Here is a 15,569-nt window from a genome sequence, read left to right as displayed (position 1 = left end):
TGAGGAATTAAGATGACAGGTGGAGAAATAGCAGCATTAATTGCTGCGATAGCGTTTGCTGCATTAGTCGTTTTTCTAATTGTGGTATTATTAAAAGTTACAAAGGTAATCGAAGAGGTATCAAAAACGGTTAAAGAAGCAAATACCAGCATCGAAGTAATCACTAAAGACGCTGATAGTCTTTTGATCGAAGTTGAAGGTCTCTTGAATAAAACCAATACAACATTGGATGATGTAAACGGAAAATTGGGTAAAACAGATCCGGTATTCCAAGCGATTGGAGATTTAGGAGTTTCGGTATCAAGTTTGAATTCCTCAACGCGTAACTTGGCAGAACATGTTACAGGTACAACGAAAAAAACAGTTAAGTCAGGTATGGTTGCAAAAGTAGGTAAAACAGCTTTAAATATGAATCGTAAACGCAAGTCTAAATAAAAAGAAACAAATTAATCAGTAGACAAACTAAAAAGATATAGAAGAGGAGAAATCAACTATGGCAAAGAAAAATGGTTTTTTATTAGGAACAATTATCGGAGCAGCAACAGCTAGTATCGCAGCATTATTATTTGCTCCTAAATCAGGAAAAGAATTACGCGAAGATTTAACACAACAAGCTTCAAATGCTAAAGGTACTGCAAAAGATTATACAGATATTGCCAAAGAAAAAGGATCAGAAATTAAAAATGTTGCTAAAGACGCATCAGAAGATATCAAAATTAGTTTGAAGGACACAGCTTCTCAAATGAAAGACCAATTAAGCCATACTTCTAAAGAAGTGGGAGAAAATCTACAAAATATCCGCGAGGAAGTAATGGACAGTACCGATAAAGTAAAATCTGATTTAGGTGATGTTGCTTCGGATGCAAAAGAAGATGTTGCTTCAACTATGGGAGATGCAAAAGACAAAGCAGCTGATGTTGCAGCAGATGCGAAACAATCAGTTAAAGAAGCATCTTCAGATGTAAAAGATGCAGCCAAAGACGCAAAAGAACAAGTTAAAGATACTTCATCGGATGTAAAAGAAACAGCAATGGATGCAAAAGATGAAGTAAAAGACAAAGCAGCAGATGCTTCAAAAGAAGCGATGAAAAAAAAAGATGAAACAAAAGGAAAAGACTTCCAAACAGGGATTAAATTAGACTCAGATTCTTTAAAAGAAGAAGTTGAAAGAAATACAATGGACTTTACTTACGACCAAGAAAAAGCTGCTGAAGATGAGAAGTTATCTTCTGTTAATACCAGCACTGAACAAAGAAAGAGCGATTCTGATTCCAAAGATAAAAAAACAACGAATACAAACGTTGGGATTTAATAAATCCAAATAAGTTATTAGCTTATCCGTTAATAGAAGTATCTAGAAAATGAATAAGTTAATAGACAAAAAACCGCCGAAATTAAAGCTTTCGGCGGTTTTGCTATTGTCTTAATGAACTTTTTGTTTTACAGGATAGAAGTATAGGTTTTTGGAGTGTGAGTGAAAACTTCACAGCCATTTTTAGTCACATATACGCAATCTTCAATCCGAACACCAGCAACACCTGGAACATAGACTCCAGGTTCAATAGAGAAGCACATACCTTCTTGGATAATCAACTCACTGCCTTCCATGATAGAAGGGTATTCATGTACACTGCTTCCTAAACCATGACCTAAACGATGAGTAAAGTAAGGGCCATAACCTGCTTCAGTAATCACATCACGAGCAATTTTATCCAGTTGCCCAGCAGTTATACCAGGCTTTACCGCTGCAACAGCCGCTTGGTAGGCTTTAAGTACAACAGAATAAATTTCTTCAGCTTCTTTAGGAGGAGTACCAAATACAGCCGTACGAGTAACATCACTTGTATAGCCATGATAGACAACTCCTAAGTCGAAAAGAACCAGTTCGTCTTTTTGGATTTTTCGCGAACCGGGGGTACCATGTGGGCTAGCTGCATTGTCTCCAGCAAGGACCATGGTCTCAAAGCTCATTTCTTTAATACCTTGTTTTTTTAGCTGGTATTCTATTTCGGCGACGATTTCTTGTTCAGAAATCCCTTCTTTAATAGCATTAAAACCAATTTCTAAAGCTGTATCAGCCCATTTTCCTGCTTCTATCATCCGTTCTATTTCTTCTGGTGTTTTAATTAATTTCATTTGTTGAATTTTTTCAGTTGTATCAATAAATTCAACCTGTTCAAAAAGTTTTTCTAACTTTTCATAACGATCAACGGTTAAAAATGTTTTTTCAATGGCAAAACGGTGGATAGGAGTTCCTTTTTGTCGTATTTTTTCAGCAATACTAGTCCAAGGATCTTCGTTATCTAAATAACTATAGACTTCAAAACCCCATTCGCTATTCTTAGCATCTTCTTTTTCTAAAGAAGGGGTAAATAGAAACGGGTCCGCAAAGGGAAAGACAACTAAAGCGAGGATCCGTTCATGAGGATCACTTTCATAACCGCTAAAATAAGCGATACTTCCTGGGTCATTAATAAAAACGCCATCCGTGTGGGTTTCTTTTAACCATTCTTGTAAATCAGCTAAACGTTTTTTCATACATACAACCTACTTTCTTAATCTATCTGACTAGTATCAATTGTATCACTCCATCCTGCATTTAAAAAAGGAAAGATGTAAAAAAAGAGACGAATAGCTAAAAAAACAAAAAAAATGAAATGAATATTGAAATTTTCATGAAAATAGAATTAAAACGCTTGCATTATTTTCGAAAGTTTGATAAATTGTATAAGAATAAAACTGACCTATCAAAAAGTAAATTTAAAGGGGATACTGGAAATGGAAAAACAAACAATAACGATTTATGATGTAGCAAGAGAAGCAAATGTTTCAATGGCCACCGTTTCACGTGTAGTGAATGGAAACCCAAATGTGAAACCAACTACTAGAAAAAAAGTTTTAGAAGTTATTGATCGGTTGGATTACCGACCAAATGCTATAGCACGTGGACTTGCAAGTAAAAAAACTACAACTGTAGGGGTAATTATTCCAGATGTAACCAACTTATATTTTTCATCATTAGCAAGAGGAATTGATGATATTGCCACTATGTATAAATACAATATTATTTTAGCGAATTCTGATCAAAATGATCAAAAAGAAGTAAATGTACTCAATACATTATTAGCAAAACAAGTAGACGGATTAATTTATATGGGACATAAGATCACAGATGAATTACGTGCAGAGTTTTCACGTTCTAAAATTCCAGTTGTATTAGCAGGAACGGTTGATCCAGATGAACAAGTTGGCAGTGTAAACATTGATTATGAAGCAGCAACAGAAGAAGTAATCACTGAATTGATTGGTAAAGGTCACCAACGGATCGCATTTGTATCTGGTTCACAAAGTGAAGAACCAATCAATAGTGTTTATCGGATGAAAGGATACAAAAAAGCTCTTGAGAACGCTGGGATGGAATTTGATGAAAGCTTAATTTTCGAAACAGATTACAACTTTACAGCTGGTGAGGAAGTTTATTCTAAATTAGCTGAAGCAGGTGCCACAGCTGCTTTTATCGGAGACGATGAACTAGCAGTAGGAGTTTTAAATGGAGCGTTGGATCTAGACGTTCGTGTTCCTGAAGAATTTGAAATTATTACAGCTAATAATTCAAAATTGACAGAAATGGTTAGACCTAAATTGAGTACAATTACTCAACCGCTATATGATATCGGAGCTGTTTCAATGCGTTTATTGACAAAACTGATGAATAAAGAAGAAGTAGATGAAAAAACAATCATTTTACCACATCATATCGCTAATAGAGGAACATCTAAATAACACAAAAAACCTTTTTTGAATTTTTTCAAAAAAGGTGTTTTTGTTGTTAAAAATATTAATCTGCTTTCTTCTCAGCTTCGGCTTTAGCTTTAGCGTCAGACTCTGCCTTGGCTTTTTTCTCAGCTTCAGCTTTATCCTTAGCGTCAGCTTCCGCTTTGGCTTTCTTCTCAGCATCGGCTTTAGCTTTAGCGTCAGACTCCGCTTTAGCCTTAGCATCAGCTTCCGCTTTGGCTTTCTTCTCAGCATCTGCTTTAGCCTTTTTCTCAGCTTCTTCTTTAGCTTTTTTTTGGGCTTTTTCTTTAGCTTCTGCAGATGCAATTCCGCCCCAATAATCTTGCAGTTCTTTTTCATTTGCTCCAATAGCAAAATTATAAGTCGTTGTTCCAGGAAGGAATTGGTTATTAAAGATTTCTGTTTGTGTTTCTCCAGAGACAGTAGCAACCTTACCGTTACCTAAAGTAACTTTCCCAGCTTTCATCCCCGTTTTTTTATTAACTGTAGTAGAAACGATTCCTTCTGGTTGTTGGAAAGACTGATTTGCACCCATAATAGCAGGATTAGCATTATTAACAGCGTTCGCAAGTTTTGCCCAGAAAGCACGATTACGCCGACCAGAACTGCCGACTCCTGAATAATTGTCTAAATAATTATCTTCAACAGAATTATCATAGCCGATCCAAGACCCTAATGTTACTTGAGGGGTGCTAGCAACAAACCAAATATCTTTTTGATTTTCAGAAGTACCCGTTTTTCCAGCTAAATCTGCACTAAAATTCAACTGACCTTTAACTTCAGTAGCAGTTCCTGCATCTAAAACGTCTCTCAGCATATCAATAGTGAGATAAGCTGTTTGAGGGGAGAAGACCGGGTTTGATTTAGTTTCGTGCTGATAAATAACAGCGCCTGATGAATCTTCGATAGATTCGATCATATAATTTTCCGTATACGTTCCTTTATTAGCTAAAGTAGCAAATGCATTTGTTTGTTCTAACACAGATGCGCCGCCTTCTGTTCCACCAATGGCTAAGGCCGCATTAGCATATTCTTTTTCAGAAATTGAATCTGTTCCAATACCCATTTTTGGCAAATATTCTCCAGGAACAAATGATTTCTGCATTTCTAAATAAATTCTTGTTGTAACTAAGTTACTTGATTTTGCTAAACCTTCCCGTGCGCTAACCCACGTATTGGGCACTTGTTCACCATCATTGGTAATTTCATGAGTTCCATTTGTTCCATCAGGCACGACTAGTTTAGTTTCTGGAACGATAGTCGCTGGAGTAATGGTTCCATTTTCCAAGGCAGGTGCATACACTAAAAGGGGTTTAATTGTGGAGCCGGGCGAGCGACCTTTCATATCTAACGCATGGTTTATTTGTGAAAGCTCAAAGTCCACACCGCCAACAAAAGAAATGATAGCCCCAGTAGTATTATTCATTAAGACACTACCATTTTGAACCGGCTCAATGATCGTCGTCGTTTCACCAGTATCTGGATTAGTCCAATTAATTTCTTTTTTATAACCTAAGCTGTCTGCGTTAGCAGCGACTACATTCTGCATAGCTTCATAGACAGGTTTATCAATAGTCGAATGGATCTTATAGCCTTTCATTCGTAATTGTTGATCGGCTTTTTCGTAATATTCATCATACAAACTTTTATCAGCTGCTAAGTCTGAAGCCGTTAATTTATCGGCTGTATATAATTTTTCCATTAAGATTTTGCGAGCTTCTTTTTCAACAGCATTGTAAAGGTAAGAGTTATTTGGCTGATTTGAACTATCTTGTTGAACAAAATCAGCAGTTAAATCATATGATTTAGCATCTGCATATTCTTTTTTATTGATATATCCTTCACGGAACATTCTAAAAAGGACTTCGTTTTTTCGAGATAATCCTGGAGCCAAATCTTTTTTAGTTTCTCCATTCTGTGTATATGGACTGTAAATAATCGGGTTTTGTGGTAACCCAGCAATGAAAGCAGCTTGCGGCAATGTTAAATCCCTAGGAGAAACGCCAAATATTCCTAAGGCAGCTTCATGAAGACCTGCAATATTTTCCCCACGATTATTTCGGCCAAATGGAGAAACATTTAAATATGCTTCTAGAATTTCATCTTTTGTAAAATAATTTTCTAAACGATAAGCGAGTAAGATTTCATTTGCTTTTCGTTTAAATGAAACTTCATTTGTTAAAATTTGCTGTTTAATCAGCTGTTGTGTAAGAGTGGATCCGCCTGAAGTAGAAGACGATCCAACTACTTCTTGAAATAAAGCACGAGCAACAGCTTTAGGGACAACACCTTTATGCTTATAGAAGTATTCATCTTCTGTTGCAACAATAGCGTGTTGAACAAGTGGAGACATATCAGCTAAAGGAATAGAAGTTCTTTTTAAGTCTGTTCTCAAATCGCTGATCAATTCTCCACCGGCATAATAGATAGAAGAAGTCGTTTCTATATTTTTGATGTCTGCGTTCATTTCTTCATAAGTAGGAGGCTCATCCTGTGAAACGAGATAGGCAAAATAACCTAAACCAGCTCCGCCTGCAAAAGCAGTGCCAATTAAAAAAATGACAATAAATGCTATAAAAAGATTTTTTAAGACAGTATAACCTACATTGAAGCCAAATAAAATAGTATGACGGGAGGAGCGCTGCACTTCCTTTTCTTCCTGCTTTTGATGCTTCCCAGAAGAAGATTTAGTGCTGAAAGTTTGTTTTACATTTTTTCCTTTCATCATGAACCATCCTTTAAGAGCTAATAAACCAGCAACAAATTTATTGCTAGGAGTTGCAGAATCCAAATCTGTTTGTTTACGCGTATTCTTTGTTCTTTGTTCTTTTTCTGAACGAGTTTGACTATCCGGTATGAAGTCAGAATGTGGCTCCTCCTTGACTGATTGGGGTTTAGCTACTTTATCATTATGTTTGAAAGAGACCCATTTCTTTTTTAGTTTTTGTCCTGCAGCAACAAAAAAGGATTTGATTTTTGTTAAGAACATTGAAATAGTGTCTTTTTTCGGTTCTTTCAAATTTAATTCACCTCATATTCTTAGTTAGAGAAAGTTACTCCGTTGATTATATCAAAAAGTTATAAAAAAACCTAACTTTTGAGAAAAAAAGCAAGGAGTAACGGGAAAAAGGATGATAGAAAAATCACAGTATGAGTTCTGATTAATAAGTAAATGAGAATTATTTAATAAAGTTGTTGACAATAGGTTCTTTTGTTTTTATACTAAGTATTATCAAATACGGATTGCGAGGAATTCAATATGAACTGCTTACCAGTATCTTCTCTACAACTAAATAATTATTTCTTTAGCTATTTTAGAAACTGTTTGTAGACAGGGAAGACTTGGATACAAACAGGAAACAGTAATGTTTGTATCTATGATGGCTAAGGCATTTTGTATTGAGCTGATTGTACCACATAGATGAAAGTTAAATCTAAGTGGTGCATAGATGACCTTATTTTATTTTTATTTAAAATAAACGAAACACCCACTTAGATTGTTTATTATCTAAGTGGGTGTTTTTTTAGTTTATTGCTTAGCTCCGTCTGATAAGAACATAAAAACGAGGAGGAAAAGAAAATGAAGAAAACATTATTAAGTCTAGTAGCACTAACTGCAGGATTGGTATTAGCAGCATGTGGCAATTCAGATAAAGCGGATAAAGGAGAAGAGGTCAATATAGGGATATTGCAGTATATGGAACATGATTCTTTATCGTTAGCACGCAAAGGTTTTTTAGCTAAGCTGGAAGAAGAAGGATATGTGGAAGGGGAAAACTTAACGGTAGATTACCAAAATGCGCAAGGAGATCAGTCTAATCTGCAAAGTATGAGCGAACGATTAGCTGGAGAAAATGATGTCATCCTGACAATTGCAACTCCTGCTGCTCAAGCAGTAGCGAACAGTACAAAAGAAGATCCTATTTTATTTACAGCTGTTACAGATCCAGTTGATGCAGGATTAGTTGAGAGCATGGAAAAACCGGGAGGGAATTTAACTGGTACAAGTGATATGGTTCCCATTGAAGAGCAAATTGCTTTGTTGTTATCAATAGCTCCAGAAGCAAAGACAATTGGAATTATCTATAATTCCAGCGAACCAAATTCAAAAATCCAAGCTGATTTAGCTGAAAAAGCCCTTGAAGATCAAGGAGTAAAAGTGAAAGTTTTAACCGTAACGACGACAAATGATGTGCAACAAGTCATGACGACTTTAGCGCAAGAAGTTGAAGCTGTTTATATTCCTACAGATAACACATTAGCAAGTACTATGCCGACTGTTGGGGAAATCGCGACAGAATACAAACTACCAGTTGTTCCAGGTTCGGCAGAGATGGTAGAAGCAGGAGCTTTAGCAACTTATGGCATCAACTATTCTGATTTAGGCGGACAAACAGCAGAGTTGGCTTTGAAAATCATCAAGGAAGGCGCTGATCCAGCCGAACTTTCTATTGAAACTTCAAAAAACTTAGAACTGGTTATTAACGAAGAAATGGCTAAAGCTCTAGGTATAGATCCTGAAAGTATTAGCGTACCAAAATAAGAAATAAAAAAGGGAGAATTTCATAATTATGAGTATCTTATTATCCAGCATCTCACAAGGTTTATTATGGTCAATCATGGCTATTGGTGTTTATTTAACTTTTCGCATATTGGACATTGCCGATTTAACGGCGGAAGGGAGCTTTCCGCTTGGAGCAGCAATCTGTGCAAGTCTGATTGCTTATGGAGTTTCTCCTTTATGGTCTACAGCAGCCGCTTTATTAGGTGGAATGCTGGCAGGCACAGTATCAGGCTTGCTGCATACTAAATTAAAAATTCCTGCGCTGTTGACTGGTATTTTGACTATGACAGGATTGTATTCTATTAATTTGAGAATTATGGGAAAAGCCAATATCACTTTACTTGGGAAAGAAACTTTGATGCGGATAATGCAAGCTTATGGATTAACTAACCGAACGGCGGTCTTAGTTGTAGGAGCAATTGCCAGTGCATTAGTCATTCTTATTTTATACCTCTTTTTTAATACTGAGATTGGGTTGGCTATTCGTTCGACTGGCGATAATGAAGCGATGAGTGAAGCAAATGGCATCCATACGAATACCATGAAAATTATCGGCTATATGTTGAGTAATGGATTGATTGCCTTATCTGGTGCATTGATTGCCCAAAATAACAGTTACGCAGATATTGGTATGGGAATTGGAACGATTGTGATTGGCTTAGCTTCAGTCATTATTGGAGAAGTTCTTTTCCGTAATTTGTCTTTTGTTAAACGTTTAGGAACAATTGTAATTGGGTCGATAGTTTACCGCTTGATTATTGATTTAGTTTTACAATTGGGTGTTGATCCTCAAGATATTAAGCTGTTTTCAGCATTAATCCTAGCTATTGCGCTTTCAACCCCCTTATTGAAAAAGAAAAGAAAAAAAGATCCGCTGCAGTTCAAAAATAGATGGAAGAAAGGAGTGAATTAAAGTGACAGCTATTTTACAAATTAAAAATATCCATAAAAGTTTTGAAATGGGAACAATTAATGAAAACCATGTATTAAAAGGCCTGAATCTAACTATTGAAGAAGGCGAATTTGTTACGATTATTGGAGGAAATGGTGCTGGGAAATCAACACTCTTAAACAGTATTGCTGGAAGCTTTTTTGTTGAATCAGGACACATTTTTCTAGATGGTGAAGATGTAACGCATCAAAAAACAGCAGAACGAGCTAAAAATATTGGGCGTGTCTTTCAAGACCCTAAAATGGGAACAGCTACAAGGTTAAGTATTGAAGAGAACTTAGCAGTTGCCTATAATCGTGGAAAAAAACGCGGACTGTCACTTGGAGTTAAAGAAAAGCAGCGCATAGAATTTTGCGAACGATTAAAGCAATTGGATTTGGGATTAGAAACTCGTTTGAAAATGGAAGTAGGCCTTTTATCCGGAGGGCAAAGGCAGGCGTTAACTTTACTGATGGCCACATTACAAACACCAAAACTATTATTGTTAGACGAACATACAGCTGCCTTGGATCCAAAAACAAGTAAAATGGTACTTGAATTAACGGATAAAGTTGTAAAAGAGGAACAGTTAACTACCATGATGATCACCCATAACATGGAGAACGCGATTGAATACGGCAACCGGTTGATCATGCTGTATAATGGTCAAGTAGCAGTAGATGTTTCTGGTAAGGAAAAACAAAATATGACAGTTCCCGATTTGCTGGAGTTGTTCCATAAAAACAGTGGAGACCGTGTAAGTGATGATGCCTTGATTTTAGGATAATTAAAAAAAACAACAAAAAAAAAGCTGAGTTCTCAGCTTTTTTTTGTTTATAGATTAGCTGTTGGCATTTTTTCTCCAATAGCCGCTAAGCGCTCGCTTACTTCTTCTTGACTCAAATGATGGTGCTTAACATACAAGTTCTCAGGTGCAACACGACACTCATGACAGCAGCCACGTAAATATTTGTGTTCATTTTCTTCTGAAGATAGAATTTGACGGTTACAACTAGGATTTGCACAGTTAACGTACCGTTCACAAGGTAAACCGTCGAACCAGTCGCGTCCAACTATTACATGTTCTTTTTGGTTAACAGGAACACTAATACGACTGTCGAAAACGTACATTTTTCCATCCCATAGTTCGCCTTGTACTTCCGGATCTTTACCATACGTAGCAATTCCGCCATGTAATTGACCTACGTCTTTAAATCCTTCTTTAAGGAGCCAGCCTGAAAATTTTTCGCAACGGATTCCGCCAGTACAATAAGTAACGACTCGTTTATCCATAAACTGTTCTTTATTTTCGCGGATCCATTGTGGAAGTTCACGGAACGTACGGATTTCTGGTCGCACAGCTCCTCTAAAATGTCCTAAATCATATTCATAGTCATTACGAGCATCAATAACAATTGTATTTTCATCTAAAATAGCTTCGCGAAATTCTTTTGGATCTAAATAAGTACCTGTAATCTCATTTGGATCGATGTCATCTTCCAGGTTTAAGGCAACTAATTCCTGACGATAACGGACGTGCATCTTTTTAAAAGCTTCTGTGCTTTCTTCATCGATTTTAAAGACCATATCAGCAAAACGAGCATCGGCATGCATCTCGTCCATATAACGCTGAGTTTGTTCAAACGTCCCAGAAACTGTGCCATTGATACCTTCTGCAGCTACTAAGATTCTTCCTTTTAAACCAATCTCTTTACAAAAAGCAAGATGCTCTGTTGTAAATTGCTCAGGGTCTTCAATAGGAACGTATTGGTAATAAAGCAATACACGGTAATCTTTAGACATTGTAAATCCTCCTAAATATCTTACTTTACATGATAGATAGACAAACTATCTGACACTATATTATACACTATCTTATTTCAAGAAAGCAAGATGTAAAATTAAAGAATAAATTACGTTGTACCATTTTTTGTGAAAATAACTAGCATCGAAATAAGCCGTAGGCTTCCTTATTTGTAAAATAGCGGAAAGTAGTCAGTTCATTCCATGGTTTGTGTAAAAAAAGTGTCTGTTTTTTTACTCCGCTTTTATTTTTGCGTACGTCAAATAAACGATCCCTTCTAATTTTAAAAAAATTAAGCTACCCAAGCAGTTAGATAAGCTAGATGGTTTTTACTGATCTTATCTTTCGCAAAGGCTAACATAATGAGAAAAGTCATCGTCACAAAAAGATTCAGTTTCTTTTTTCCTCGTATCGTATGATTCTCAAATAGGTAATCTCGATCGATTCGTCCATTTACTCGCTCAATAGAGGTTCGCTTTTTGTAGATTCGTTTGAACTTAAAACTATCCCTAGCGACTTTGTTAAATATACGTCAGTCTTCTTCACATTTTATTCTGAAAAGCCGGTTATCCTGATATTGAGATTTAAATCCATAACGTAAACAATCTGTTTTCTTATCATGTCCCATATACGCTAGCTTTATCTCATTTCCTTTTTCATCGACATAGGAAACCGCTCCGTTATACGTATAAATTAAATCTGTATCTCGATATTGTTTGGTTAGCGTATCTTTATCCCACTGGTTTTTAATATCAATAATGGGAATTATTTCTTTAGATTCAATGAGACTTAATAATGGAGCTCCATCATATCCTCTGTCAGCTAGAAGATAGTCACACTGTTTTGCTTGTGAGGTAGAAAAATGTTTGATCAGTCTTTTTGCGACCGTCGGTTCGCCTTCAGATGCTTTAGTCACTTCGTAGGCTACAGGCAATTCATAATTTGCATCAACGATTAAATGAAGTCGATAACCAAACCATGTTTTCTTCTTTGTTATCTTCTCGCCATTGGCTGTCGTAGTGGTATATTGTTTTAGTGTGAAATCTGCTTCAGTATCTCTTCTGCCATCATGTTCTACTTTTTTATTTGGTTTTGTAGCATAAGAAGGGATGATTTTTCCATCTAAAGCTAACGTTTGCCCAAATCCATCCAGTGTTTCATATAAAGTAGTGACCAATTCAGTAAACATCTCATCTAATAGGTGTTGATGGAGCAGTAACTTTTTTAAAAATCGAGAAAAAGCAGCTTCTGTGGGAGCTAGTTGAACCCTATACTTGCCTTTTTGTGAGCGCGAAAAATGAGGTGAAATCCGCATAGTTCTCTGAGTTGGCTATTCCGCTTCAACTCTCGAATCAAAGAAGCGACAGAGCGATGTTGAAAGACAAAACTAGCTACGAAAGCACGCCACATGGTATGAACTGGATAATCATTTCTGCCCTTTCCACGTTCTTCTTCTAATGCAGTTAACAGATTTTCACCCGGTAATGCCGTTAATACATCATTCAACTTTTCTAAATCGCCTAATTCATGGTTTTCAAATAATGATAATTGTGTTATTCTATTCATGGAAAAGTGACCTCCTTATATGAGTCTGATAACCATATTTTATTACTGTTTCAGTAGTTTGAGGCACTTTTTCTCTTATTTTTTTAATTAGTCGCAAAATACCAAAAATGATCAATCGCCAATAAGAAAATGCTGATACAGCAGTCTTTCTTATTGGCGATTTTTATTTTAACCACATTTACAGCCTTAGAGCTCCATGGGCTCGCCAACAACGTGATTTATTCTTAAACAGTTAATTTACTTTTTAAGCGGATACCGGTAAAATAAACTCTCAAGCTATTTATAATCGAATAATAAAGTAGAAATTGAAAGGATGGGGACGATGGAGCGCTGTGCTTGGGCAAAGTCAGATTTGGATAAGCAGTACCATGACCAAGAATGGGGAAAACCGCATCATGAAGATGCAGCGTTGTTTGAACTCCTAATTCTTGAAACCATGCAAGCTGGCTTAAGCTGGTCTACTATTTTAGCAAAAAGAGAAAATTATCGAGCAGCCTTAGAAGGGTTCGATCCTGTAAAGATTCAATATTACGATCAAACCAAAATTGAAGAATTATTGTTGAATCCCGGTTTGGTTCGAAATAAGTTGAAAATGTACTCTATACCTAAAAATGCAGCAGCTTTTTTGGCTGTTCAAAAAGAATATGGCTCTTTTGATGCTTATCTCTGGTCTTTTGTAGGTTATCAAACGATTGTTAACTTTTATGAAGAAGGAGAAAAGACACCAATAAAAACAGCTTTATCAGAAAAAATAGCAAAAGACATGAAAAAGAAAGGCTTTTCTTTCGTTGGGCCCGTAACTTGTTATGCATTTCTGCAAGCGGCAGGATTGGTCAATGACCATGAATCAACATGTCAATTTAAATAGATTTGGCAGACATTGTTCCATTAAGTGATAAATTAAGTGATAAATTTTCTTATTTGACACTTAACTGTAACCTAAAAGAAATCTTATTGACGTGCTGTTCATGCTATACTAGTTCTTGTGAACAGACTATTAAATTTATTTAAAGAAATGAAAATAAATTTTTGGAGGAGAAATATTAGTGAATAAAAAATTACTTTCAATTGCTATTTTAGGAACAATGACTTTTAGTTCTCTTATTTTACCAACAACAGCAAGTGCCGAATCGTATACTGATAAAATTGAAGAAGCCAAACAAAATGCAAATCAAAACCAAAAAAATATAGATGAAACTGATCAAAAAATAAAAGGGTTAGCATCAGAAAAAGACAATACACAAGGGCAATTGGAAAACATCAATAACACTATCCGTGTGAACAAAGAAAAATCTCAAAAACTAGTTGCAGATATTCAAAAATCTCAAAAAGAAATGGATTCATTGCAATCTGAAATCACAACGTTAGAAGAAAAGATTGAGCAACGTAATGAACAATTGGATCAACAAGCTCGGACAGTTCAAACAAATGGTGACACACAGAACTACATAGAATTTATTATCGAAGCAGAGTCGTTAGTAGATGTACTGGGACGCGTAGATGTAGTCAGTCAAATGGTTAATGCCAATAAAACACTTGTTGAAGAACAAGTAGCAGACCAAAAATTAGTTGTTGAAAAGAAAACAAAAACTGAACAAACGATTGTACAACAAAACGCTTTAGCTGCACAATTGGAAGATGCACAAACTTCACTTGAACAACAGTTATTAGAAAAAGAAGTAATTGTTTCTCAATTAGCTTCTGAAATGGCTACAGCTCAAGAAGATAAAGATGCATTTTTAGCACAAAAAGCAGCAGCAGAAAGTGCAGTAGCTGAATATACTTCAGCTCAAGAAGCAGCAGAAAAAGCTGTGCAAGTAGCATTTGAACAGAAAAAAGCAGAAGAAGCTGAAGCTGCTGAAAAGGTAGAAAATGAAGCAGCAAGTGAATCAGTATCCGCAACCAGCTCTTCAGAACAAAATAACACAGAAACAGCGGCAGCAGAAGCAGCAACACCAGCTGCATCAACTAGCCAAGCAAGTCAATCAAGCAGCGAATCAAGTGAATCAAATCAAACAGCAAATAACAATACGTCAAGTTCACACAGTTCAAGCACAAGTAGTTCAACTAAGCCAGCAACCAGCAAACCAGCTGCAGACTCAACACCGGCTAAAAAACCAGCTCCGACGCCAGCTCCAGCTCCGTCATCTGGCGGAACATCGTTATCAGCGATGCAACCAGCGATCAATGCTGCTTTAGCTGCAGGCAAACCTTATTTATGGGGCGGAACATCGCTATCAGGTGGATTTGACTGTTCTGGATTTACGCAATACGTCTTTAACAATGTTGGAGTTTCAATTCCACGTGTAGCATCTGCACAATATAGTGCATCAACTCATGTTTCTAATCCTCAACCAGGAGACTTAGTGTTCTTCTCATTAGGCGGTTCAACTGTTGACCATGTGGGCATCGTTACTGGTGGCGGTGGATTCATCGGATCACAAAGCAGTACAGGGGTAGCGTATACTTCTTATACTTCTGGATGGTGGGCTAATAAAGTTGTTGGATTTGGACGTTACTAAAGAAAATCTTTGTTAATTAAAAATTGACGATTTCAAAATGAAACAATAATAATAAATTTTTGGGGAGCCTCCGGGCTTCCTTTTTTTTGCTTAAAAAAGCTAAGTAGTTAAGAAAGGCTCTTTATCAATCGTATTGGTAACTCTTAGATAGTGAAATTTCCTCCGAAATTTACGTGTCTGCTTGCAAGAAGCCATGGAAACGACTGGAGCTTTACTGTCTCCAGTCTTTCAAGCCTTGTCATGGCTATTGCTACTTCAGCAGTCTTACAGACAGGATACACTTGGGCGCATGCCTACAGTACTTCCTTTTTTTGAATCCTTTACATGGCCGCAAGTATCCACTATTCCTCCAAACATTTCAAGATTGTGGAATAGAGTCATTTTGCT

General features: G+C 36.4%; 13 protein-coding genes. 8 read left to right on the top strand and 5 right to left on the bottom strand.

Translation table 11 applies throughout. The features are described 5' to 3' along the window. Window positions 1-12: 12 nt before the first annotated feature. Entirely contained in the window at window positions 13-435 is a 423-nt protein-coding gene (locus tag BR87_RS05000) for a DUF948 domain-containing protein (protein ID WP_035029458.1), read from the top strand. 58 nt (window positions 436-493) lie between these two features. Next, window positions 494-1,312, top strand: a complete 819-nt coding sequence (locus tag BR87_RS04995) for a YtxH domain-containing protein (RefSeq protein WP_035029457.1) — start codon at window positions 494-496, stop codon at window positions 1,310-1,312. 128 nt (window positions 1,313-1,440) lie between these two features. Here the strand turns inward: BR87_RS04995 and BR87_RS04990 are convergent, their stop codons facing one another. Continuing rightward, the gene (locus BR87_RS04990) at window positions 1,441-2,538 is read right to left on the bottom strand and encodes a M24 family metallopeptidase (protein WP_035029454.1); all 1,098 of its coding nucleotides are present in this window, start codon (window positions 2,536-2,538) and stop codon (window positions 1,441-1,443) included. Window positions 2,539-2,778: 240 nt separating this feature from the next. Here BR87_RS04990 and ccpA point away from each other — a divergent pair, with 240 nt between their 5' ends. Beyond that, window positions 2,779-3,783, top strand: coding sequence for a catabolite control protein A (ccpA, locus tag BR87_RS04985; protein WP_035029451.1), 1,005 nt, complete (start codon window positions 2,779-2,781; stop codon window positions 3,781-3,783). 55 nt (window positions 3,784-3,838) lie between these two features. On the opposite strand, the gene BR87_RS04980 is transcribed toward ccpA, so the two are convergent. Then, window positions 3,839-6,814, bottom strand: coding sequence for a transglycosylase domain-containing protein (locus BR87_RS04980; RefSeq protein WP_244877032.1), 2,976 nt, complete (start codon window positions 6,812-6,814; stop codon window positions 3,839-3,841). A gap of 561 nt (window positions 6,815-7,375) precedes the next feature. Between BR87_RS04980 and BR87_RS04975 the strand changes: the two genes are divergently transcribed. Genes BR87_RS04975 through BR87_RS04965 form a run of 3 tightly spaced genes read left to right on the top strand, consistent with a single transcriptional unit; the run spans window position 7,376 to window position 10,077 of the window. Next, complete coding sequence (locus BR87_RS04975; RefSeq protein ID WP_035029448.1) at window positions 7,376-8,338, top strand: ABC transporter substrate-binding protein; 963 nt, start codon at window positions 7,376-7,378, stop codon at window positions 8,336-8,338. A gap of 28 nt (window positions 8,339-8,366) precedes the next feature. Further along, a complete protein-coding gene (locus BR87_RS04970) occupies window positions 8,367-9,272 on the top strand; it encodes an ABC transporter permease (RefSeq protein WP_035029445.1) in 906 nt (301 codons plus the stop codon). Window position 9,273: 1 nt separating this feature from the next. Then, window positions 9,274-10,077 (top strand): ABC transporter ATP-binding protein, encoded by an 804-nt coding sequence (locus BR87_RS04965; protein WP_035029443.1) that lies wholly within the window; start codon window positions 9,274-9,276, stop codon window positions 10,075-10,077. Between the two features lie 47 nt (window positions 10,078-10,124). On the opposite strand, the gene trhO is transcribed toward BR87_RS04965, so the two are convergent. The 3 genes from trhO to BR87_RS13320 all read right to left on the bottom strand — a co-directional run bounded on the left by trhO (window position 10,125) and on the right by BR87_RS13320 (window position 12,660). After that, window positions 10,125-11,093, bottom strand: a complete 969-nt coding sequence (gene trhO, locus BR87_RS04960) for an oxygen-dependent tRNA uridine(34) hydroxylase TrhO (protein ID WP_035029440.1) — start codon at window positions 11,091-11,093, stop codon at window positions 10,125-10,127. 533 nt (window positions 11,094-11,626) lie between these two features. Next, window positions 11,627-12,409, bottom strand: coding sequence for a transposase (locus BR87_RS13325; protein ID WP_244877031.1), 783 nt, complete (start codon window positions 12,407-12,409; stop codon window positions 11,627-11,629). Continuing rightward, window positions 12,352-12,660, bottom strand: coding sequence for a transposase (locus BR87_RS13320; RefSeq protein ID WP_051929680.1), 309 nt, complete (start codon window positions 12,658-12,660; stop codon window positions 12,352-12,354). Before BR87_RS13320 ends, BR87_RS13325 begins: the two co-directional genes overlap by 58 nt. A gap of 322 nt (window positions 12,661-12,982) precedes the next feature. On the opposite strand from BR87_RS13320, the gene BR87_RS04950 reads away from it, so the two are divergent. Beyond that, window positions 12,983-13,528 carry a DNA-3-methyladenine glycosylase I gene (locus BR87_RS04950; RefSeq protein WP_035029437.1) on the top strand — a complete coding sequence of 182 codons (546 nt, stop codon included), beginning with the start codon at window positions 12,983-12,985 and terminating at the stop codon, window positions 13,526-13,528. 178 nt (window positions 13,529-13,706) lie between these two features. After that, window positions 13,707-15,182: a C40 family peptidase gene (locus BR87_RS04945; RefSeq protein ID WP_035029434.1), complete on the top strand. Its 1,476-nt coding sequence runs from the start codon at window positions 13,707-13,709 to the stop codon at window positions 15,180-15,182. Window positions 15,183-15,569 lie beyond the last annotated feature (387 nt).

Origin of the sequence: Carnobacterium mobile DSM 4848, assembly GCF_000744825.1 — a bacterium.
In the GTDB taxonomy this organism is placed as follows: domain Bacteria; phylum Bacillota; class Bacilli; order Lactobacillales; family Carnobacteriaceae; genus Carnobacterium_A; species Carnobacterium_A mobile.
The sequence above is the reverse complement of the archived record's forward strand: the minus strand, read 5'-3'. Positions and strand labels throughout refer to the sequence as shown.